At 26.1% G+C, this 24,522-nt stretch carries 20 protein-coding genes, 1 tRNA gene and 1 pseudogene; 18 read left to right on the top strand and 4 right to left on the bottom strand.

What is annotated here, in order from left to right:
• Positions 1-95 precede the first annotated feature (95 nt).
• The 4 genes from MarbSA_RS04635 (at position 96) to trpY (ending at position 3,274) form a co-directional block, all read left to right on the top strand.
• Positions 96-1,004, top strand: a complete 909-nt coding sequence (locus MarbSA_RS04635; protein ID WP_221061961.1) for a DUF5591 domain-containing protein — start codon at positions 96-98, stop codon at positions 1,002-1,004.
• Between the two features lie 509 nt (positions 1,005-1,513).
• Entirely contained in the window at positions 1,514-1,810 is a 297-nt protein-coding gene (locus tag MarbSA_RS04630; RefSeq protein ID WP_042702152.1) for an iron-sulfur cluster assembly protein, read from the top strand.
• 377 nt (positions 1,811-2,187) lie between these two features.
• Positions 2,188-2,262, top strand: a tRNA-Ile gene (locus MarbSA_RS04625).
• Between the two features lie 496 nt (positions 2,263-2,758).
• Entirely contained in the window at positions 2,759-3,274 is a 516-nt protein-coding gene (gene trpY / locus MarbSA_RS04620; RefSeq protein WP_221061960.1) for a TrpY family transcription regulator, read from the top strand.
• A gap of 160 nt (positions 3,275-3,434) precedes the next feature.
• Here trpY and MarbSA_RS04615 read toward each other — a convergent pair whose 3' ends face one another.
• The 4 genes from MarbSA_RS04615 to comA all read right to left on the bottom strand — a co-directional run bounded on the left by MarbSA_RS04615 (position 3,435) and on the right by comA (position 7,021).
• Positions 3,435-3,926 (bottom strand): TIGR00295 family protein, encoded by a 492-nt coding sequence (locus MarbSA_RS04615; RefSeq protein ID WP_221061959.1) that lies wholly within the window; start codon positions 3,924-3,926, stop codon positions 3,435-3,437.
• A 226-nt stretch (positions 3,927-4,152) separates the two neighbouring features.
• Positions 4,153-4,674: a transcription factor E gene (tfe, locus tag MarbSA_RS04610; protein ID WP_042702147.1), complete on the bottom strand. Its 522-nt coding sequence runs from the start codon at positions 4,672-4,674 to the stop codon at positions 4,153-4,155.
• Between the two features lie 508 nt (positions 4,675-5,182).
• On the bottom strand, positions 5,183-6,106 hold the full coding sequence (locus tag MarbSA_RS04605; RefSeq protein WP_221061958.1) for a coenzyme F420-0:L-glutamate ligase: 924 nt from the start codon (positions 6,104-6,106) through the stop codon (positions 5,183-5,185).
• 141 nt (positions 6,107-6,247) lie between these two features.
• Positions 6,248-7,021 (bottom strand): phosphosulfolactate synthase, encoded by a 774-nt coding sequence (comA, locus tag MarbSA_RS04600; RefSeq protein WP_054835016.1) that lies wholly within the window; start codon positions 7,019-7,021, stop codon positions 6,248-6,250.
• Positions 7,022-7,351: 330 nt separating this feature from the next.
• Between comA and MarbSA_RS04595 the strand changes: the two genes are divergently transcribed.
• From MarbSA_RS04595 to MarbSA_RS04530, 14 genes and pseudogenes are all read left to right on the top strand, one after another.
• A complete protein-coding gene (locus MarbSA_RS04595) occupies positions 7,352-7,933 on the top strand; it encodes a pyruvate kinase alpha/beta domain-containing protein (protein ID WP_042702139.1) in 582 nt (193 codons plus the stop codon).
• 570 nt (positions 7,934-8,503) lie between these two features.
• Positions 8,504-9,530, top strand: a pseudogene (gene ftsZ / locus MarbSA_RS04590) (cell division protein FtsZ); the annotation flags it as partial.
• Positions 9,531-10,473: 943 nt separating this feature from the next.
• Positions 10,474-10,653 (top strand): protein translocase SEC61 complex subunit gamma, encoded by a 180-nt coding sequence (locus tag MarbSA_RS04585; protein WP_042702132.1) that lies wholly within the window; start codon positions 10,474-10,476, stop codon positions 10,651-10,653.
• Between the two features lie 579 nt (positions 10,654-11,232).
• The gene (locus MarbSA_RS04580) at positions 11,233-11,721 is read left to right on the top strand and encodes a transcription elongation factor Spt5 (protein ID WP_042702130.1); all 489 of its coding nucleotides are present in this window, start codon (positions 11,233-11,235) and stop codon (positions 11,719-11,721) included.
• A complete protein-coding gene (locus tag MarbSA_RS04575) occupies positions 11,721-12,203 on the top strand; it encodes a 50S ribosomal protein L11 (protein ID WP_042702127.1) in 483 nt (160 codons plus the stop codon). Before MarbSA_RS04580 ends, MarbSA_RS04575 begins: the two co-directional genes overlap by 1 nt.
• A 273-nt stretch (positions 12,204-12,476) precedes the next feature.
• A complete protein-coding gene (locus MarbSA_RS04570) occupies positions 12,477-13,115 on the top strand; it encodes a 50S ribosomal protein L1 (protein WP_221061957.1) in 639 nt (212 codons plus the stop codon).
• A gap of 1 nt (position 13,116) precedes the next feature.
• Entirely contained in the window at positions 13,117-14,139 is a 1,023-nt protein-coding gene (locus tag MarbSA_RS04565; protein WP_054835364.1) for a 50S ribosomal protein L10, read from the top strand.
• A gap of 132 nt (positions 14,140-14,271) precedes the next feature.
• Positions 14,272-14,580, top strand: coding sequence for a 50S ribosomal protein P1 (rpl12p, locus tag MarbSA_RS04560; protein ID WP_042702119.1), 309 nt, complete (start codon positions 14,272-14,274; stop codon positions 14,578-14,580).
• A gap of 219 nt (positions 14,581-14,799) precedes the next feature.
• Positions 14,800-15,633 (top strand): hypothetical protein, encoded by an 834-nt coding sequence (locus MarbSA_RS04555; protein WP_054835363.1) that lies wholly within the window; start codon positions 14,800-14,802, stop codon positions 15,631-15,633.
• Positions 15,634-15,830: 197 nt separating this feature from the next.
• The gene (locus tag MarbSA_RS04550; protein WP_221061956.1) at positions 15,831-17,060 is read left to right on the top strand and encodes a hypothetical protein; all 1,230 of its coding nucleotides are present in this window, start codon (positions 15,831-15,833) and stop codon (positions 17,058-17,060) included.
• Between the two features lie 199 nt (positions 17,061-17,259).
• Positions 17,260-20,094 (top strand): alanine--tRNA ligase, encoded by a 2,835-nt coding sequence (alaS, locus tag MarbSA_RS04545; protein ID WP_221061955.1) that lies wholly within the window; start codon positions 17,260-17,262, stop codon positions 20,092-20,094.
• Positions 20,095-20,247: 153 nt separating this feature from the next.
• Positions 20,248-21,510 (top strand): methanogenesis marker 16 metalloprotein, encoded by a 1,263-nt coding sequence (locus MarbSA_RS04540; protein ID WP_221061954.1) that lies wholly within the window; start codon positions 20,248-20,250, stop codon positions 21,508-21,510.
• Between the two features lie 117 nt (positions 21,511-21,627).
• Positions 21,628-22,788 carry a tRNA uracil 4-sulfurtransferase ThiI gene (gene thiI / locus MarbSA_RS04535; RefSeq protein ID WP_054835068.1) on the top strand — a complete coding sequence of 387 codons (1,161 nt, stop codon included), beginning with the start codon at positions 21,628-21,630 and terminating at the stop codon, positions 22,786-22,788.
• A gap of 67 nt (positions 22,789-22,855) precedes the next feature.
• A complete protein-coding gene (locus tag MarbSA_RS04530) occupies positions 22,856-24,214 on the top strand; it encodes a B12-binding domain-containing radical SAM protein (RefSeq protein ID WP_221061953.1) in 1,359 nt (452 codons plus the stop codon).
• The last annotated feature ends 308 nt before the right edge of the window (positions 24,215-24,522 follow it).

Genomic DNA, 24,522 nt, shown 5'->3' with positions numbered 1-24,522 from the left:
ATCAAAAACTTTATCAAAAATTTAATTAAAAATTTAATTAAAAATAACCAAAAATTACCCAAAAAACTTAATATTAAGCTAATGGAATTAATATTATGAAAGTGATATGTTCTAGTGAAGAATCTTTATATCGCCCAGAAGTTTATAGATGGCGAGAAAGAATGGAATTAATGAATCCTATTGGTGAGGTAGTTGTCATTCTTCCTTGTAGTATGAAAAAACCTTATTCAAACTCTAAATCTCATCAAAAATTTAGAAGAGCTACAAAAGGATATCAGGAAGTTATTTTAACATCTCCATTCGGTATTTGTCCTCGTGAGATGGAAAATACATTCCCTATAAATTCTTATGATGTTACAGTTTCTGGAGATTGGAGTTTTGAAGAGAAAAAATTAGCTGGTGAGCTTCTTAAAGATTATGTTAAGGATAAAAATGTAATTGCTAATGTTTCTGGAGGTTATGAAGAAGTATGTATTGAATATTTAGATGATGTTATTTATACTGCAAAAGAAGGTAGACCAACTTCCAATGATTCGATTTACAATTTAAGAACTGAATTAAAAAATTATAAAAAAGTTAAAGGTCGTGATAGGCTTATTAATGAGCTTCGTTCAATAGCTATTTATCAATTTGGAGTTGATGGGAAAAATTTTATTTCTGATAATACTATAGCTAAGGGGATGTACCATAGGAGAATTTTCACTGAAAGTAAACAAATAGCTCTTCTAAATAAGGACACTGGATTTTATTCTTTAAGACTTCCTGGAGGAGAACTATTGTATGATTTAGGTATTAATATTATAGAAATCGACTTTGAATTAAAAACAAACACTTTATTTTCTCCAGGCATTGAAAAAGCAGATAATAATATTATTCCTAATGATGAAGTTGTAATTGTTAGGGATGATGAAGTTGTTGGTGTTGGAAAGGCTGTTTTAACTGGTAAAGAAATGGAAAAATCTGGTAATGGTGTTGCTGTTAAAGTTAAAGATAGAAAAAAATAATTTTATTTATTACTAATAATTTTTATTAATAATTTTGGTATTTGTTATTATTTTTTTCGGTTACTTTTTCAATTACCTTTTTACTTATTATTTTATAATTTATTTTTATTATTTATTTTTTATTAGTTATTTTATATTTATTTCAAATTATTTTAATTTAACAGTTGATCGTGTTATTTTATTCTTTTAATATCTTCCATTTTTTGTTTTAGATATAAATCAATATTTATGTATTATTGGGATTTATATGATTATTTTTCCTTTTTTATATTATTTTAATGGATTTTATATTTTATTAAATTTAGTTTTATATTAGAATAAAATAGCTATCTATAAATATAACTAAAACAAAAAGTTGATATGATTATTTTTGTATAAAATTTAAAAACAAAAATAACTTAAATATAAAAATAACTAAAATTATTATAATTAATTCAATTAAATTAAAATGGATTATTATAAACTCATTAGTGAGTATAATACTTAAATATATAAGAGTGAGGAATAATATGTCAGAAGATTTAACAAATAAAGTAAGAGAGGCTGTTTCTAAAGTAAATGATCCACATATGGGAGTAAGTATTGTAGAAATGGGCATTGTACAAAACATTGATATTGATGGTTCAACTGCTAAAATTACAATAAAACCTACTAATCCTGGATGCATGAGTGTAGCTCGTATGGCTGCAGATGCAAAAGCTCAAGCTTTATCTGTTGATGGAATTGATGATACTGAAATTATTGTCGAAGGCCATGCTATGGCTGATTCCATTAATGAAATGATAAATAAGAAAAAAGATAGCTAATTTTTTATTTCCTAAATCTGTTTGATTGTTTACTTTATTTTTATGCAATTTTACTTTTTTAGGTTTAAATTTATTTTTTATTAGGTATTTTTTATAATATTATTTTTATAATATCAGTTTTTAGACTTTTCATAATATATTTAGATTAATAAATTAGATATAATATTTAGTATTTTATATAATAGTTAGTATTTTAAAAATTTAATAATTATAATATTTCTAATTACTTATAATATTTTTAACATTTTTCTAAATTGAAATCGAAAATATTATATATGATGAAATCTAAATGTTGTGTCTAGCTCTAATTTTATTACATAATTTATTATGATTATATAGGTTTATGTATAATTAGAGTATATTGATATAAGAAATATAGGCCAGTGGCTCAGCTTGGTTAGAGCGCACGGCTGATAACCGTGAGGTCCTGGGTTCGAATCCCAGCTGGCCTATTTTTTATTTTTAACTATTAAAATTTTTATCTTTATTTTTAATCTTCACTAAATTTTATATTTATTTTATAATAGATATCTATTTTTTTATTTAGTATATACTCTTTAAATTTAGTATATAATCTCTAAATTTTATTTTAAATTATTTTAAATTTTATTTTTCTCTAAATTATATTTTAGTTTTTGAAAGAGGTGTTTCTATTAGAATTATAATCCTATAATTTTCTAATTTCATAGTTTTTTAATTAAAAATATTTATTTTTAAGTTGTTATATTCTTACTAATTAATGTGCTTTTAAATATGATTATTTTAAATAATTATATTATTTAATGAATTATTATAGTATCCAATGATTAATCATCATAATATATTAAGATGTTTTTCCAAATATTATTATAATATTTGAAACATATTATATAATTGAAAATGTAATTAAAAGCAAGGTATATCTAAATATAACAACTTAAAAATAAATATTTTTAATTTAACTAATCTGTGGTTTATAAAATGTGGGAATCATTGAAGTATAAATTTGAGAAGTATCCTGCACGTATGAATGTTGCAAGTAAGATGATAGAATTAGGTCTTAGAGTAGGTAAAGATCATAAGATCTATTGTGGAGATCTTAAGATAAGCGACGTAGCTTTAGCTAAAGTGGCAAATGTAGATAGAAAAGCTATAAAATTAACTGTCGATTTTATTTTAAATGATGAAAAACTTTCAAATATTTTTGAAAATATTCTTCCTGCTGGAACACTACTTAAGAACATAGCTAAAAATCTTGGACTAGGGGTCATAGAAATAGAAGTTGGTGAGGAAAATATAGGAATACTTGCTAATGCTAGCAAGATAATATCAGAAGAAGGTATAAGTATAAGACAAGCTTATGCTTCGGATACCCAACTAGAAGAAATTCCAAGATTAACAATCATTACTGAAGAAAATGTATCTGGAGAAATTATAAAAAAATTTTTAAAAATTAATGGTGTAATAAGGGTTTCAATTTATTAATATTTGTTTTTAAGTTATTATTAATTTAATTATTTTTATATTGTATTGATAATTGGTATTATTTTTATGTCTATACTTTAATTGAGTTTATTTTTAAATTATTATTAATTTATATTATTTTGTAATATTATTAATATTATTATAATTATTATTAGTATTATTATTTTTCAAAACGAGTTATTAGTTCTTCATGAACTTTTTTTAATCTATCGATTGATTCTTCTAAATTATTTATTTGATAATTTTTCCATTTATTAACTATAAACTCAATATCTACTTCTTCAATACCATGGATAAGATTATCTGCATGTGAAATTATCTTTTCTTCAACAGTACTAGGAATATAATCTTTTTCTGGAAGACCCAATTCAATAGCTTCTTTTTTTGATATTCCTGAACCAACATGTTTTTCAATTATAGAAGCTACTTCATTAGAAAATCCTTTTTCAATAGCTAAGTTGGCCCCAATGATTGCATGATCAATATCATTTGTTTTGGATCTACCAATATCATGAAGTAAAGCTGCTTCTTCTATTAACTCTTGGCTAACGTCAAAATTTTTGGATATCTCTTTAGCTTTATTACAGACTGCTAAAGAATGTTCAATAACCCAATCTGGACATCCTTCCTCTTTTAAAAGTTTTATTACCATAACAACACTCCACTATTGATAATAATAAAATATAATAAAATACTTTTAATATTAAAAGAAAAATTCAATATGTTTAGTATTGCTTTTAATATTAAAAATAATAACGATAAATTATATATGAATAATATAAAAAATAATATAAATTAATAATAATTTAAAAATAAACTCAATTAAAATATAAATAGAAAAATTTCGCTAATTGTGTTTATTAGCAATTTTTCATTAATTATTTTGCATTTTCTGTTATACCAATGGAGTATGCTTTTTCATAATTTGCAATTTCTTCTTTTATTCTACTAATTATCCCATCATTTTCTTGGAAACTGATATCATTTCCACATTCTGGGCATATGAATCCCATTTCTGAAGCTTGATCAAATGCAAATCTTGAATGTCCTTCTGGACAGACAAAAAACATATTGTTCTCTTCAATCTCTAGGATTTCTCTTAAATTATTTATTTCATCAGCTGATTTTTCTTGAATTTGCGTATTTACTCCATTGGAATCAAATTTCCATGAATATGTATACCATTGTGTTTCAGGATCTTTACTTCTTTTGTAACTAGCTAATCCTGAATCATATAACTTATATAGAACTTTTCGCACGATATTTAATTTAATTTCAGTTTTTTCAGCTATTTCTTCATCAGTATTAGTTCCATCTATTAAACATTCAACAATGGATATATTTTCTTCATCCTGTACAACTTCATTTAATAATTCTTGGACCAATGGATCATTTAACATTTACTCAACCCTCTCCACAAAAACAATTGTATATATTACTTTATCATAGTAAATAAAGCTTATAAAATTATTTGATAAAATGCATCAGCACTATATGGCGTTCAAAGGAGATTAAACACCTTAAAAAATAATTAGATATTTATTAATACCAGTAACATATATGTAGTGCATACAATATAAAATTAATTATCGTAATATTTTTCTAAAAATATTGTCTTTAAAGTATTGTTAAAAAATATATTATTGTGTTTTAAAACTGATTCTATAATAATTAAAATTCTTCATTCTTATTATTTATAAAAATATGATATTTTTTATGAGTAAAAACACGTAAATAACATTCTTATACCTAGAAACAGTATGTATCTATTTTATTATATAAAGAACATATATTTTATAAATTATTACTCTATCTTATCAAACTATTTTAATACTATTAATTATATAATACTTGTATTAATTGTTATACTGTGCATAAACTATTATCTTAATAGCATTATATATTATGTTATAAGTTATATTTATTCTTTTCTCTTACTATAACTGCTGGGGTATGAACAATAGAATCAAGGGATTCAACAGTAGTACCATCTATATTGCTGCCTAAAATATTTTTAACACTATGTATAGTTTCCATATTTGTTGAAAGAGTTTTTTGATAGTTTTCAGCTATATTGGCCATTTTTATTCCTTCTTTGACAGTGATATTTTTTGAACTTCCAAGAGGGGTAGAGCCAACATTTTCAGATAATTGTCCTAAAACATATCCAAAAACACCTTTATTGGAATTAATTCCATTTATAGCTATTGGAAGCCCTGTAAAATATTTTTTACCTCTTTTATAGGTAGCATCAGTATCTATTATTAAGACATGTGCTGTTTTAGTTGTTTTTTCTTCTATTTTTTTTGCTATGTCTTTAGCTACCTTTTCAGGATTTTCCGGCAGTAATGATACAAAAGTTCCAGGAGCATTACTTAAATCTATTCCTGCTTCTGATGCAGGTTTTAAAGCGTGTTTCCATCCATATAACTGTAAAACCACTTCTTTATGCCTTTTTGATTCTGGAGGTAATCTTCTCAAGTTTTTAATCGTTCTATCTTTTATTCCAAAAATTGGTCCAAGTAAATATCCCCAAATATATTTGCTCCAAATGATAGCTAAGAATTTAGCTGATATTCCTGGTTCATATTTCATTTCATCAACTAATCTTCCTTGTGATATAGCAACAGGAGTTTCAGCTATTATTAAATAATCATCATTCTCTATTAGTTTAATTACAGGATCAATGATCTTATTTAAGTTTTCATTTGCATTTATATAACTTGTTTCAATGGGGATAATGATAAAGTCATCATCTTCGACATATTTATAGTTTATTCCTTTTTTTGTTTTTCCTTGTATGTAATTTGGTTTTATAGTCTTTTTTTTCATGTAATCATGCTTTTTTACATTTTTTAAGGATTAAATTCTTCTAATATTAAATTCCATTAATTATTTATATTAGTTTGCATTTTATATCATTTTATATTATCCTATATCATTTTTTTATATTTCTTATAATTTTATATAGATTTATTTTATTTTATTTATTGTATCTCCTCTAAGCCCTCTTCTAATAGTTTCAAGAGAAGTTATATCATCTGTTGAGATATTTCCAAGATTTGTTTCTTTGCCAAGCTTAAGTATGAAGTAAACTTGTTGATCTTTATTTGGAGCTTCCCATATAATTTTTTCTCCAGGAATATGTTTTAGAAGATAGTCAACTTCTTCTTCTTTCGCGTTTCCTTTTTCATCATATATTCCAATGTTTTTTCCACCTTCTCGTGCTTCTATGATTACCATATCTGATCCTGCTTTCAATTCTGCATTTACTAATTCTATTCTTTTTTCCATAGTAATGGATGCATCTGCTTCAGGATCTTTTTTACCTACTTCAGATAAAACATAAAAACCTTTTTCTTTGGCTTCTGATATGAAATTAAGCTTTTCACTTTCTGTCATATCAGTTGATCCATCAGATATTTCGATAGCTTCAAAACCTAATTTTCTCGCTTCTTTAAAAAATTCAGGAACTTTATTGTTTATATAAGCTATTTCAAAAAGTGTTCCTCCAGTGTAAGGAGTTATTTCAAATGATTTATACATTTCTATTTTTCTTTTAATTATTTCCTTATCATGAACAATTATTGTTCCCCATCCAAATTTTAAAAAATCAATGTATTCTCCGGATATCTCCATTAAACTTTTTGCAGTTTTTAAACCAAGTCCTTTATCTAAGACCATTGTAAATCCTTTTTTTCTAGGTTTTTTTTCTCTTGATGGAAGTAAAAATTCAAAACATTTCATATAATCACTTTTTACAAATTTATAATATCCTATTTTTGTTCTTTATAATTTTTATTTTTTTTGGAATCATCTAGTTTCATATATTATATTAATTTAAAATTATATTAATTTAAAATTTATATTATTAAATAGGTTATTAATTTAAATATATTATTAAATATAAATTAATATAATCAATATTATAGTTAACATAATAATCACTATGGTAATGCAATTTTATAATCAATAGTATAATCAATAATTATTTAAAAATGAATTTATTTAATAGTTTATTTAGTTATTTAAAAATTTTTTGAAAAATTTTGATAAAATAGCTTGGAATGGATTTTTATGGATAAATTAATAAGATATTTTGAAAAACCAGGTAATGAGAATACAGATGATTTAATTCAGCTTGTTAAAGAAAGGTTGCTAGATTCAGATATTAAATATGTTGCTATAGCTTCTGTTTCTGGTGAAACTGCACTTAAACTTTTTAAAGCTCTTGAAGATGCAGGAATCAATGATAAAATTACTATTGTTAATGTAACTCATCATGCAGGTTTTAAAGAGAAGAATAAATTAGAAATAAGTTTTAAAACTAGGAAAAAATTGGAAGAAAAAGGAATAATTACATTTGCAGGGTCTCATGCTTTTAGTGGTGTTGGAAGAGGAATTTCAAATAAATTTGGCGGAGTAACTCCTGTTGAAATCATAGCTGAAACATTTAGAATGTTTTCACAAGGAATAAAAGTTTGTGGAGAGATAAGTATCATGTTAGCTGATGCTGGTCTTATCCCAGTTGAAGAAAAAATATTAGCTATTGGTGGAAGAGCTATTGGCGCAGATTCTGCTGCTATTATTACTCCTGCTAATATGACCAATGTTTTTGATATGAGAATCCATGAAATAATAGCTATGCCAATAGATTAATTCATTTAGAATGTTTTTATATAATATATTTGGATTATATATTCTTTTTAAGAACATATTTCCTTTTTTAATTCTTTTAATATTGATTATATATTATTTTTATTTTTGACTTATTTTTATATTTACAATTCTTATCTTATAATTTATTTGTCTTTTTGTTTCTATTATTTTTATTATTTTTATAACTTTTATTCTTATATTTTTATTATATTTTTATTTATTTTTATTAATTTTAGTCTTATAAATTTAATATGATTATTAATTAGTTTAATAAAAGTTTTTTATAGATATTTTTTATTACTAAACATATACTTACTAATAGTAATAATTTCATTTTGATTTCTCATTTGATTTTATGATTAAATTACAATTAAAATTTTTATCTAATTATAGTCTTATAAATATTTGAATTTTAGATTTTTATGTTAAATTACTATCTAATTTTCAGATTTCTGAGATTTTTACCGTTGCATTTAAATATAACTTATTACAAATCAATTAACATAAAATAAATTAAAATTATAATTTATAAATTATATGTTTTAATTTTTGTTAATGTGGGGTTAGTAAGTGAAATTTTTAAATGATGCAATCAAAGATTCTGAAAAGAGAATGGAAAAACAGATTCCAACAAGAATTTCAGCAGACCTAGACGATGAATTACTTGACATGATTGATAAAAGTCGTGCTAGAATTTTCGTAATTGGTGCAGGTGGTGCTGGTAATAATACTGTATCTAGATTAAATGAAATCGGTATTGATGGAGCAGAGACAGTAACTGTTAATACTGATGCTCAAGATCTATTTTATAGTCAATCTACCAAAAAACTCCTTTTAGGTAAGAAAACTTGTCATGGTTTAGGTGCTGGTGGAGATCCTGATGTTGGAGAAGAATGTGCTGAAGAAAGCGAAGATGAAATAAGAGATGAACTCGAAGGATCTGACATGGTTTTTGTTACATGTGGTCTTGGTGGAGGAACTGGTACTGGTTCTGCTCCAGTTATCTCAAAATTAGCTAAAAAAGCAGGTGCTTTAACTGTTGCTGTAGCTACTATGCCATTTTCAGCAGAAGGTATTAAAAGAAGAGAAAATGCTGAAAAAGGTTTAGAAAAACTTAAAAATAATGCAGATACTGTTATAATAATTCCTAATGATAAATTATTAGAAGTAGCTCCTAATCTTCCTCTAAACAAAGCATTTATGGTTTCTGATGAAATTTTAGGTCGAGCTGTAAAAGGTATTACTGAGTTAATTACTAAGAAAAGTTTGGTTAACCTTGATTTTGCTGATATTAGAAGTATTATGCAAGGTTCTGGTATGGCTATGATTGGCATGGGTGAATCTGAATCTGGAGATAGAGCATTAGAATCTGTCCATGAAGCTTTAAATAGTCCTTTACTTGATTTAGATATTTCAGATGCTAAAGGTGCATTAATTAATATATCTGGTAGTTCAGACTTAACTTTACATGAATCTGAGAAGATTGTTCAAATTGTTGCTGATAAATTAGATCCAGAAGCAAATGTTATTTGGGGTGTTCAGATTGATGAAGACCTACAAAATATGGTTAGAACAACAATTGTTGTTTCTGGAGTCAAAACTCAAGATGAATATAGTGAAAGAGCTATCGAAAAAATTGATGTAGCTGATATGGAGAATATGTCTTCTGAAGTTGAATCTGATCCTTTAGATGATTTTATTGATGGAACTTTCTAAATATCAATTTTCATTTTGAGACTTAATATTTATTTATCTCAAACTATTCAATCTTTATTTATCAAATTATTTAATCTTTATTTATATTAAATTAAAATTTTTAGATAGTTTTTTCAATTATATAGCTAATCCCATCGTTTATTTTCTTTGATGAATTATCTTTATGAATTTTGATGAATTCTGATGATTTATGATGAATATTTTTACTTCATCAGAATCTATTTATATTTTTATTAGTGCATTTAATTTTTTAGGCTATTCTATTATTTTTATTTTATATTATATTTTAGATTATAATTTAATATTGTAATTAATCTAATATTGTAACACAAACTTAATATCAAAATTTTTATACATTCATACCAAAAGTTTATAAATATAGAATTATAATTATAATATTATTATAAATACTTAACAATTAAGTATTGATTAATACAATAACTGATATTAATTGTAATATTAATTATAATATTAGTTATAATATTAGTTATCATAATATTTATCGTATCATAGCTTTTATCATATATACTATTATTTAAATAGTTAATTAATAATATTTTATCTAATACTACTCATAATCATGTTTATTCTATGATTAAAGTATAATTATAAATTATTTATTATAAATTATTTTTAATTATCAATTGGATAAAATAATATGAATAAGATATTAAGAATGAATAGTTATATTATCAATTAAATTATCAGTAAATTGATCATTAACATAACAATTTTAAAAATATTAAGCTTATTTAAGTTTATTATAAGGTTTTTATATTTATTAGTATTAAGTCATAACCTTATTTAAAGAATAGGGGATTTCAATGAGTTTTCAAGGATCAGTGAATCGTTTTTTCAAAGAATGTAAAAGAGTATTGAAGGTATCTAAAAAACCAACTAAAGAGGAATATATCAATTTCTCAAAAGTAACAGCTATAGGTATACTTATTATTGGAGTTATTGGTTTTATAATAGTCTTAATTTTCCAATTAATAGGAATATAAGATTATATGGACTGGTAATTATTCAATGTTTATCTGTAATTTTTATTTAATAATCTTTATTTAATGATTCTTATTTAATAATTCTTATTCTTAATTGATAATTTAATGCAATTTAATTAATTATTTATAATATTAAATTATTGATATTATAATTAGTTATATTATTAATACTGATTTTATATTAACATTATTAACATTATTAACATTATTAACGTTATTAATATTATTAATATTATTAGTATTATTAACTTTATTAATTTATCAATTAATTTTAATCAAGTGAATTAATCTTAATACATAATTTTAATAATAATTTTCAAATATTTGTTTTAATTTTGAAAACTTTAAATACTTGAATAATATAAATATAGAATTAATATGAATAATATAATCTAATTTTAATATTATTATAGAATTTTAAAAAATTTGTTTATATGTTATTATAAATCATTATATAATTGATTAAATGTTTTTTAACTTTAATTAGATAATATTAATATTGTATTATTTATATTAATTTTATCTTTAATCTTAATAGATAAATAGACGAAATTTTAATTTGTATAGGTGTATTTTAAAATGGAAGATCATAAAAATTCCATATATGCTCTTAAGACAGCAACAGGTCAAGAGAGAAATGTGGCTAGGATGTTAGCTAGAAAATCAAAAGACAGTGGTATTGGTTTAGGAGCTATTCTCGTACCTGAATCTTTGAAAGGTTATATATTAGTAGAATCTTCGACTAAGATTGATATGCAAAATCCTGCATTTAAAATACCTCATTTAAGAGGTATTGTTGAAAGCAGCTCAAGAAGTGCAGCTAATGCTAATATGGTATCTTTTGAAGAAGTTAAAAAATTCCTAAATCCTGAGCCTATTATATCTTCTATTCAAAAAGGAAGTATTGTAGAGCTTATATCTGGTCCTTTCAAAGGAGAAAGGGCTAAAGTGGTTCGTATTGATGAATCTCGTGAAGAAGTTGTTCTTGAGCTAATCGAAGCTGCGGTTCCAATTCCTGTAACTGTTAAAGGAGATCAAATTAGAATTATACAAAAGGAGGCTGACTAATGGCTAAAGATACTGTTGAAATTCTTATAGAAGGGGGAAGTGCAACTCCAGGACCACCTCTTGGTCCAGCTATAGGTCCTTTCGGAATTAATATGATGCAAGTTGTTGAGGAAATTAACAAAAAAAGTGCTGATTTTGAAGGGATGAAAGTACCAGTTAAAGTAATCATTGATAGTGATACTAAAGATTTTGAAATAGAAATTGGTACTCCGCCAACTACAGCCCTTATTATGGATGAGTTAAAACTTGAAAAAGCTTCTCAAGACCCAGGTTTAGACAAAGTTGCTGATTTATCAGTTGAACAAGCTTTAAAAATAGCTAGAATGAAGTTCGATACAATTTTAGCTAATGATTATAAACATGGTGCTAAAGAAGTAATGGGGACTTGTGTAAGTATGGGAATTACTGTAGATGGTAAAGACCCAAGAGAAGCACAAAAAGCTGTTGATGCTGGGGAATATGATAGTATTCTTGCAGAATAATCAATTAGTTTTTTAATTTATTAAGCTTTTAAATTAGGTTTTAAATTAGCTTTTAAATTATATTTTTAAAATTATTAAATGTAGATGATATTACTATATAATTTTAATTTTTAATATTTTTAGTGATTGATACATTAAGTTCATACAATTGATTAAATCAATATATGATGTATTTAATTATATTTAGGTTAATTACTAGAATTTTATTGATTTTCAGTTGATCATGAAGCCAAAAAATATCCAATAATGGACTTAAGTTCATGGAGGATTTATATGACACAAGAGATTATGGAAGCGGTGAAGAAGGCAAAAGATGAGTCTAAGCCGAGAAACTTCACACAATCTATTGATGTTATTATTAACATCAAAGATTTGGATGTCAAAAAACCAGAAAATCGGTTTGATGAAGAAGTTGCTCTCCCTAATGGACGTGGTAAAGATGTTAAAATAGGCTTTATCGCAGATGGGGAATTAGCAGTTCAAGCTAAAAATGCTGGTATCGATCTTGTTGTGACTAAAGCAGATTTAGAAGAGTATGGAAAAGACAGAAAACAAGCTAAAAAAGTAGCTAATGCACATGACTTTTTCGTAGCTCAAGCTGATATGATGCCACTTGTTGGTAGATTCTTAGGACCAGTTTTAGGTCCGAGGAAAAAAATGCCTAAACCAGTTCCTGCTAATGCTAAAGCAGAACCTTTAATTCAAAGGTTACAAAGTACTGTTAAAATAGGTGTTAAAGACCAACCAAGTATTCAAACTTTAGTCGGAACTCAAGATATGAGTGACGAGCAAATAGCTGAAAATATCGAGGCAATTCTCACAGTCTTAGACCGCAATTTAGAGAAAGGAAGAAACCAAGTTAAATCCATGTTTGTTAAAACAACAATGGGTTCAGTAGTGAGGGTGATTTAAGATGGCTCACGTTGCTGAATGGAAAAAAGAAGAGGTTAAAGAACTTAAGGGTTTGATTGATTCTTATGAAGTAATAGGTATAGTTAATTTGCTTAATATACCTGCAAGACAGCTTCAAAAGATGAGACAATCTTTAAAAGGCAAAGCTATTATCAGAATGTCTAAAAAGAATTTAATTGATTTAGCCTTTAAAGACTGTAATGACAAAAAAGAAAATATTATTGGTCTTTCTAATTACATGGATGGTCAACCTGCAATTGTATTCACTGATATGAACCCTTTCAAGCTGTTCAAAATATTAGAAGATAGTAAAACTTCTGCTCCTGCTAAGGAAGGAAATATTCCTGATTCTGATATTGTTGTACCTGAAGGGGATACTGGATTTGAACCAGGCCCATTACTCGGTGAATTGCAACAAGTGGGAATACCTGCTAAGATTGATAAAGGTAAAATTATAGTTTCTAAAGATCATGTTGTTGTTGAAGCTGGTGAAGTTGTTTCTAAACAAGTTGCTAGTATGTTAACAAGACTTGATATTCAACCTATGGAAGTAGGAATCGATTTACAAGCAGCTTATGAAGAAGAGTCTGTTTATACTTCTGATTTGTTAACTATTGATGAAGAGAAAACTTTGGCCGATGTTCAAAGTGCGTTCTCACAAGCATTTAACCTTTCTGTTAATGCTGGAATACCTACTAAAGAAACTATTGTTGCTATTATCCAAAATGCAAATAGCAAGTCAGTTAACTTAGCTATGAATGCATCAATACTTACATCTGAAACAACCGAACCTTTAATTGCTCTTGCAAATGCTAAAATGTTGTCTTTAGCTAGTGCAATAGCTGATGAAGAAGGTGCGCTTGATGAGGAACTCATTGAAAAGTTATCTAATGTTTCTGTTGCTGCAGCTGTAGTTGAAGAAACTAACCAAGCAGATGATGAAGATGAGGATGAAGAAGAAGAGAAAGAGGAAGAAGCTGAAGAAGAAGAAGCAGCTGCTGGCCTTGGAGCTCTCTTTGGTTAATAGATGATAATTTTCAAATCAAAATTTTATAGTTTTTAATTAATTCAACCAATTTGTTAGATTTAATCTACTAAAAATTTAAATAAAAAATTTAAATTAAAATTTAAATATAATTAAATATAAGGTGAAAACATGGAATATATATACGCAGCAATGATTTTGCACAGCGCAGATAAAGATATTAATGAAGAAAATGTTAAAAGTATTATTGAAGCAGCAGGAATTGAAGCAGACGATGCTAGAGTCAAAGCATTAATTGCAGCTTTAGAAGATGTGGATATTGAAGAAGCTATTGCAACTACTGCTATGGCAGCAGCTCCTGCAGCAGCTACCGAAGCAGCTCCTGCAGCTGAAGAAGAAGCTGAAGAAGAGGAAGAAGAAGAGGAAGAAGAAGCTGCTGAAGAAGAAGCAGCCGCTGGATTAGGTGCTTTATTCGGATAATAAGATAAGCATTTATCCTTATTTTTTCTTTTTTACTTTATTTTTTATTTTATTTTTTTTATAGCTTATTTTACTCTATTATTTTAATTTAGCAATGTTCATTTTTTATGTTTTAAATAGATTTATATAATATTAATTTTATAATTAGTAATATAATAATTTGAAATATAATATTCGTATAAAATGTCAATTAATTATCTATAAAAAATATATGATTATATGAACACTAAAAAACAAAGAAATGATAAAAAAGGAGTATTATTTTTTACTTTACTAAGTTTCTTCTTATTATTTTTAATGTTTTCTTTTTCTATAGACAATGTATATGGATTTAGTAATGATATTATTACAAATAGCGATAATATTTCTTTTTCTAATGATTTAAATCAAAGCAATATTTCTTTGAAGAATAATTTAAATTTTTCTAATGATTCTATCCAAAATTCGAATGAAACTAACAATTCTGAAAGTTCTAATGATACAAGTGATGTAATAAATTTAGCAGATAGTTCTAACATTAATCAGTTAAATCATAATAAAGCTAAAAGTTCAGCTTCAAATGCTACACTTGCTGGTTATTTAAATGATGAATCTGATTATTACGCAGATAATCATCTCAATAACAATTATAAAAATAAAAACAATCATGATCTGTTGAATAAGTCAGAAAATATAGATAATATAGATAAAACAGACGAATTAAAGGGTTCTACTAATTTGAGTAATATTGATTTTAATAATTCTTATTTTATTTTTCAAAATTATGATCCTAATTTTAATTATTATGATTATTTTAATGCTATCATAAATAATGTAAGTTATAATGATGTATTTTTAATTTCAAGCTCACATTTCAATGGAAATGGTTTTAATAGTTTTAATAATATTATAAAAGAATTATCCAATATTAATTTCATTAAGATTGATAATAATGATAATTCAGTTATTTTTGATTTTCAGTCGGACGAAAGACCAACTTTAACTATTCTATTCTTCATAAAAATTTTCATGAAAAATCATGATAATTGCAAAGAACACTTAAACTCTTTTTAAAACAGTGTGTTAATAGCTAAATATTATTACTTAGTGTGAACTTTGTATTAATTAGCTATTTACTTCTTTTATTATTTTATGGTTCTATTTATTAATTTTGAACTATTTATTATATTATAAATAAAAGAAAGTGTAAATAATGCGGATTTTTTCAAATCAAAAAAATTACACTTTCATTTAAAAATGAGGGATTTTAAGTGTTTAAAAATAAATTAATGAAAATAGTTGGAGCATCTATTCTTCTATTTATATTAACCTTTGGCTTAATGAGTGGGGTATGTGCTAATAATTCAACAGATAGTAATGATAGTATTAAAGATTTAACTTTAACTAAATTTTTATATTTTGAAGAAGATATTGAACATGATTTAGATGATTCAGATAATTTAGATGATTTTGAGGATTGGGATGATTCTGATTATTTGGATGATTTTGAGGATTGGGATGATTCTGATTATTTGGATGATTTTGAGGATTGGGATGATTCTGATTATTTGGATGATTTTGAGGATTGGGATGATTCTGATTATTTGGATGATTTTGAGGATTGGGATGATTCTGATTATTTGGATGATTTTGAGGATTGGGATGATTCTGATTATTTGGATGATTTTGAGGATTGGGATGATTCTGATTATTTGGATGATTTTGAGGATTGGGATGATTCTGATTATTTGGATGATTTTGAGGATTGGGATGATTATTCCAATTATTATGAGTGGGAATGGAATGGAGTTACATATTTTATAGATTTAGATCAATTTAACTTAACTGATGAAGAGCTAACAGAACTATTTACAAAACGCGATGCTTTAATGGAAGAAATAGATAATCTTGATATATTGATTCAAGAAATGGAATTATCAAGAAACAACAATACATTATTATCTATATCCACTCTTTATGACGCTATAAATAATATTACTAATAAAACGGAATTCAATAAATTGTTATTGAGTTTAAATGATGTTAATATTAATAATGTTAATGTAACTTTAATTGAATTGAAGAAATTATTAGAATCTATTAAATCAGAATATCCTTCTGAGAATTTCACTGATGTAGATTATTTTATATCTCTTCTTGAAGATAATTTATTTATAGAATTAGAAAAATACATGAATTTAACTTCAGAAAGAGATACTAGGCTAGCTGAATTAGCTGACCTTTTTGATAACTATCCATTTTTAATGCAAAATACAAAATATGCCTCTTATTTAGCTGCTACTTCTAAAATGGGTATTACTTCTTTTAGTGATTCTAAAAATGATTCTAAAAATCATTCTAAAAGTGTTAGTGATAGTTTAAATCAAGTGAAAACTACAAGTTTTGCTGAAATGAAAACTACTGGAATTCCTTACTTTCCATTGGTTACTTTAATAGTATTACTTGGATTGTTTGGATTTAATATTAAAAGGAAATTTTAATTTTTTAATTTTTCTTTAAAAACTTAATTTTTTTGATTTTATTTAAAATTATTATTTAGTTAATTCTATTATATTTTAGATAAATTTTATTAACTCAATTGAACATAATATTTTATTATTATAGAATTAGCTAAATTATTTATTATTTTATTGTATAATTTATTTATTATTTTATTAAAAATTTTTTTAACTGATATTTATGACTGAAATATTTAAAGAATTAGGATTTACTAAACAAAAGTGTGAAACATGTGGAAATGAGTTTTGGTCTATTCCAGAACGTTCTACTTGTGGAGATGCTCCTTGTGATGAGTATGAGTTTATTGGAAACCCTGCAACTGAAAAGGGTTATGATCTTTTTGAAATTCAAAAATCTTTTAGAGAATTTTTTGAAAAAAATGGACACACTCAAGTTTCCCGCTATCCAGTTTTAGCTAAAAGATGGAGGGATGATGTATTCTTAGTTGGAGCTTCTATTTATGACTTCCAACCATGGGTAACTTCAGGTTTAGTTGAACCTCCAGCCAATCCGCTTGTAATTGCTCAACCATCTATTCGTTTAAATGATGTTGATAATGTTGGAAGAACTGGTAGGCATATGACTTGTTTTACAATGGGAGCTCATCATGCGTTTAATAGTTTGGATAATAAAATTTATTGGAAAGATAATACTGTTAAACTTTGTCATGATTTTATAGCAAGTATTGGAATCGATCCAGCTGAAATTACATTCATTGAATCTTGGTGGGAAGGCGGTGGAAATGCTGGACCTTGTTATGAGGTGTGTGTTCGTGGTGTAGAGTTAGCTACTCTTGTTTTCATGCAATATAAAATTCTTCCAAATGGGGATAAAGAAGAAATTCCTATTAAAACAGTTGATACTGGTTATGGATTAGAACGTTTTGCATGGATTAGCCAAGGAACTCCTACTGCTTATGATGCTTGTTTTACTCCTGTTATAGATAAACTTAAAAGTATTACTAATATTGATGTTGACGAGAATATTTTAGCTGAAAATGCTCAAATAGCTGGTATGATGGATATAGAAACTTTTGCTGATATCCGTTCACTTCGTGAAAAAGTAGCTAATAAGCTTAATATATCTATTGATGAGCTTCTTAAATCTACTGAACCTATGGAAGCCATTTATGTCATAGCTGATCATACTAGATGCCTTGCTTTTATGTTGGCTGATGGAATTATTCCTTCTAATGTTAAAGAAGGTTATCTTGCAAGACTTGTGTTGCGTCGAACAATTAGATTTATGAAAGAGCTTGAAATGAAAGAATCTCTTTCTTATATTATGGAAATTCAGCTTGACTTTTTATCAAAGTTTTATCCTGAAATTAAGGATAGTCATGATCATATTATGAATATTATTTCTCTTGAAGAAGAGAGATATGCTAAAACTATTGATAAAGGTAATAGGATAGTCAAAAGAACAATTAAAAATTTAAAGAAGCAAAATAAGGATTTAATGCCTGTTGAAACTTTAATTGATCTTTATGATGCTCATGGAATGCCTCCTGAAACTGTTAAAGAAATAGCAGAGAGTATTTATGATGAAAATGAATTTAAAGTAAATATTCCTGATAACTTCTTTACTTTAGTAGCTAATCAACACAGTGAGGAAGGAATTATTAGTGGTTCAGAATTAAAACTTGATTATCCTCCAACAGACCTATTGTTCTATGATGATTTTCATATTTCTAATTTTGAAGCTGAAATATTGGATATCGTCGAAAAAAATTATAATAAGAATTATAATAATGAAGACAAGAAAGAAAATAACCAAGAAGATAACCAAGAAGATAACAAAGAAGATAATAGTTCAAATATTGATAAAAAAAATCAATTTTCTATTATATTGGATCAAACTGCATTTTATCCTGAAGGAGGAGGTCAACCTTCTGATATTGGCTATTTAACAATTAAAGGAAAAAAAATTGAAGTAATACATGCTGAAAAAATTGGAGATGTGGTTTTACATAATGTTCTTGTAGATGAAGACATAGATTACTTTAAAAATGATTTAGATATTATTGGGGAAAAGATAAATGGCAAAATTGATTGGGAAAGGAGAATATCTCTTGCAAGGAACCATACAGCTACTCATTTGATAATAGCTGCTGCTAAAAAAGTTTTAGGCAATCATATATGGCAAGCTGGTGCTCAAAAAGGTTTGAAAAGATCCAGACTTGATTTATCTCATTATAAACGTATCACTCAAGATGAAATCAATGAAATTGAAAAAATAGCTAATGATTTAGTTATGGATAATATAATCTTAGATATTAATTGGATGAATAGAGATGAAGCTGAAAAAAAATATGGTTTTACTCTTTATCAAGGGGGAGTAGTACCAGGTTCTCTAATAAGAGTTATTAATATTCCTAATGTTGATGTTCAGGCTTGTGCAGGGACTCATGTTCCTCAAACTGGTGAAATTGGCTTAATAAAAATTAATAAAACAGAAAGAGTTCAAGATGGAGTTGAAAGAATCGATTTTTCAGCAGGAATGGCTGCAGTTGAATCTATGCAATCTAATGATGAATTTTTAAGAAACAGTAGTGATGTTTTTAAAGTTACTTCTAAACAGCTTCCTAAAACTTGTGAAAGGTTCTTTACTGAGTGGAAGTCTTATAAAAATGAATTGAACAAATTAAAATCAGAAATTGCTAACCTTAAAATTAATAGTTTAGAAGATAATTTAGAAGAATTTAATGGTTTAAGAATTTTGAAGCAAGTAATTGATGGGGATATTAAGGAACTTCAAAAAATTTCCACTGACTTTACTGATAATAATAAAGCAGATGTTGTTATCATTGGAAATAATAATGGTAAAATTGTTGGAGCAGCATCTAAAATAGCAATTGATAAAAATATAAATATCAATGAGATAATTAAAGAATCTGCAGTTATTCTTGGTGGTGGTGGTGGTGGAAGACCTACACTTGCTCAAGGTGCTGGTCCAAAAACTGATAAAATCACAGAAGCTGTTGATTTTGCTATTGAAATTATAAAAAATATTTAAAAAACATTTAAATAATATTTAGAAGTTAGTTAAGGAATATTAAAAGAAAACATTTAAAAAAACATTTAAAAGAAAATTTAAAGGTTATTTAAAGGTTATTTAAAGAATGTTTAAAGTATATTTGATCAAATATGTTATTCTAGAGATGATATTTTGAAATCAAGAACTCTTGATGAGATTAATGATAAAATTGAAAATAGAACAGCTAATGTTTTTACAGCTCAAGAACTGAAAGATTTAATTAGAAATGAAAATGCTCCTAAATTTGAGGATGTTGATGTTGTAACAACTGGTACATGTGGAATTATGTCTGGAACTGCAGCCATATTTCATTTAGATATTTTTGAACCTGGAATTTTTAAAAGAGCTAAAAATATTTATTTAAATGGTGTTCCAGGTTTTACAGGGCCTTGTCCTAATGAATGGTTAGGATCTATTGATACAATTGTTTATGGAACTAGCCATAGTAAGCTTAATCCAGATTATGGTGGAGGTTTTTTATTTAAGGATATTATAGAAGGTAATGAAATTGATGTTGAAGTAGAATCTAATGATGGTAAAAAATTCTCTTCTCATATCACTATTGATAATATTCCTCGAGCTGAAATGATTGGAACAAGAATGGCGTTTAAAAATTATACTGCCTTTATTAATCCTTCAAATAATCAAGTTTCATCAATTTTTAATGCAATTCCTATGGAAGGAAATTTCAAATCTTTTTCTTTTTCTGGATGTGGTGATATTAATCCTCTTCAAAATGATCCTAATATGAATGTTATAAAAAAAGGATCAAAAGTTTTACTTAATGGATCTGAAGGACTTGTTATTGGAAATGGAACAAGAAGCAGTATTAATAAGCCTAATTTGATGTTATCTGCAGATATGCGTCAGATGAGTACTGATTACTTTGGAGGTTTTAAAACTGCTGAAGGTCCTGAAATATTTGATTCAGTAGCATTAGCTATTCCAGTTCTTAATGAAAATATATTGAATAATTTAATGGTTATAAATAAAGATATCAATCTACCTATTGCTGATATTCAAGGTAGACATTTGCCTCTTTCTGAAACAAATTATTCTAATGTATGGGATGGTTATGATGAGAGACCACAATTTAATGAAAATAAATGTGTTAATTGTAATGATTGTTTAGTTGAAGAACGTTGTCCTACATTTGCTTATAGTAATGAGAAAGGAAATAAAAAGTTAGATACTGAAAAGTGTTTTGGTTGTGGGATGTGTTCTTATTCTTGTATTAGTGGTGCATTTGAAATGAATACTGGTTTGGTATCTATTCGTATTGATGAAAATGATCATGATATTCCAATTGCATGTAGACAATCGGATATAAGAAGAGCAAAATCATTAACTAATAAACTGAAAAAAATGATTGAAAATAGAGAATTTAAAATTTAATTAATATTGATTAAAATTCACATGATAAATATATTGATAATTTTAAATATACTTAAATTCTAAATATATAAATTCATTAATTTTTAATAATAAATAGGTATTTTAAAGAGGTATTTAATGGAACATAGTTTAATAATCGCAAGGTATGGTGAATTAGGACTTAAAAGTCCTAAAGTTAGGGGTCGATTTGAAAGAAAACTTTCTTCTAATATTAAAGCTGCTTTTAATTGTGAAATAGATATAAATCAGGCACGTATATTTATATTTCCTGAAAATTTTGATGAGGCATTATCTAAACTCCATAAAATATTTGGTATTGTATCTTTTTCTCCAGCAATATCTACTTATAGTAATTTTGATGATATCGAAAAAACAATGTCTAAATATCTTGATAAATTAATCGATGAAGGATTGATATGTTCAGATACTCCTTTTGCAATTAGATGTAGAAGAGTAGGAAAACATGATTTTTCTTCTCAGGAATTAGCTGCTTTTGCTGGATCTGTTGTTGTTAAAAAGCTTGGATGTCCTGTTGATTTAACTAACCCTAGATTTGAAATTTTTATTGAAGTTCGTGATAATGAAACTTATATATTTCATGAAAAAATTAAAGGTCCGGGAGGTTTGCCTCTTGGAACTCAAGGGAAATTAATTTCACTTGTATCTAGTGGTATTGATTCTCCTGTAGCAACTTATCTTATGATGAAAAGAGGTTGTGAGATAATAGCTCTTCATTTTGATAATGATCCTTATACAAAACCAAAATCTGAAGAAAAATTTGAATCTATTGTTGAACAACTAAAGTCTTATTCAAGTGGTGTTTCTTTCAGATCTAGAGTTGTTAAATATGGAGATTATCTTAAAAAATGTAAGGAAGATGCTCCAGAAAAGATGGCTTGTATTCTTTGTAAGTCTGGAATGTATAAAATAGCTGGAATGTTAGCTGAGGATATGAATGCACTTGGTGTTGTTGATGGTAGTAGTGTAGGTCAAGTAGCTTCCCAAACTCTTCCAAATATTCTTGCTACTCGTGATGATGTCGAAGTTCCTATTTTAAGCCCTTTGATTGGTTTGGATAAGGTTGAAATCGAAAAAATAGCTAAAAAAATTGGGACTTATGATATTTCAAAAGAATATGATGGGGGTTGTAGTGCTGTACCTAGATATCCTGAAACAAAAGCAGATGTTGAAAGAGTTAGAAATGCTAAAGAAGATATTAATCAAGAAGAATTGGTTAATAAGGCTTTTGGGTCAATAATTTTTAAAAATTCTATTTAATAAGTTGATAATGAGAAAATAAATTGTGAATGTGAAATAAATTCAGAAATTAAGAAGGTTTATAATAATGAAAATTACATTTGTTAATCCACCACAAACAGCTTCTAAATACAAGTTTATGGGAGTTATTGCACCACCATTAGGGCTTGCTTATATGGCTGCTGTTTTAGAAGAAAATCATTTTTCAGTTAATATAATTGATGCTTCTGCATCTGACATGACTTGGGACGAATTTGAAGAGAGCTTGAAAAATTCTAATCCTGATATTATTGCTATTACAGCATTAACACCAACTATTGAAAAAGCTTTAAAAACTGCTAAAAAATCCAAGAATCTTTTCCCAGATAGTATAATTGTAATGGGAGGATATCATCCTACCTTTAATTTTGAAGAATTATTAAATTATGAGTTTATTGATATTGTTATTCGTGGAGAAGGTGAATACACTATTTTAGACTTGGTTCAAACTATTGAAAATCATGGTGATCTTAGTAAAGTCAAAGGAATAGCTTTTAATGATATTGTGACTCCTGAAAGAGAATTGATCATGGATTTAGATTCATTACCTTTCCCTGCTAGGCATTTACTCCCTATGGATGATTATAAACTTCTTAATATGGACACAAAGATGTCTACTATGATTACTAGTAGGGGTTGTCCTATGCAATGCTCTTTTTGTTCTTCTGCTTCTTTACATGGGTCTAAACTTCGTTTAAGGTCTGTTAAAGACATTGTTGATGAAATGGAAGATCTGATTGAAAATTTCAATATAGAAACTATTGCTTTTATGGATGATACTTTTACAATAAATAAAAAAAGAGTTATTGAAATCTGTGATGAAATAATAAAAAGAAATATTAAAGTTTTATGGGGATGTACTGCAAGAGTTGATACTTTAAATGCAGATGTATTGAAAAAAATGAGGGAAGCAGGATGTATTACTCTTTTTATGGGTGTCGAATCAGCTGAACAACAAATTTTAGATGATGTAAATAAAAAAACTACCATTGAAAAAATTCAAGAGGCATTTAAAGTTTGTAGAGAAGAAAAAATCAGAACTATTGCTTCTGTTGTACTTGGAATGCCTGGAGATACTCATGAAAGTATAAAAAAGACTGTTGATTTTGTGAAGGACTTAAAACCATCTTATGCTATTTTTTCTCTAGCAACACCTTACCCTGGAACTAAATTTTATCAACAAGTTTTTGAAAAAAACATGATAAAGGTTAAAGATTGGTCAAAATACACACTCATTTCTCCTATAATTGACACAATAGAATGTTCTTTAGATGATTTGAGAAAATATCAGACTATAGCTTTTTGTAAATTTTATTTAAGACCAAGTTATTTGCTTCGTCAGTTAATTACTGATGGACCAATCTTGCTTAAGACAATTTGGGGTGTTTTTAGACATGTTTTAAGTTAATTATTTGTAAGTTAATTATTAGTGACTGATTCTTAATAATTTTATTATTAATAAACTAATCATTGGTAATTTTATTTTTTAGTAAATTAATTATGTAATTTTATTATTAAAAGCTAATTATTAGTAATTTTATTTTTATATTTTAATTTATAATAAGAACTATATAATTAAAAATAAGATAATAGAAACTGTTTTAATTTAAATTTACATAAACGGAAATCAGAATAATAAAAATTAGAATAATAAATATATATAATAGGTATGTTAAATAAATAATATATCTATAGATTTATAGATAAATTATAGTA

Source organism: Methanobrevibacter arboriphilus (assembly GCF_019669925.1).
GTDB classification, from domain to species: Archaea; Methanobacteriota; Methanobacteria; order Methanobacteriales; family Methanobacteriaceae; genus Methanobinarius; species Methanobinarius arboriphilus_A.
Note: the sequence above shows the minus strand (reverse complement) of the source record. Positions and strands in the feature narration are given on the sequence as shown.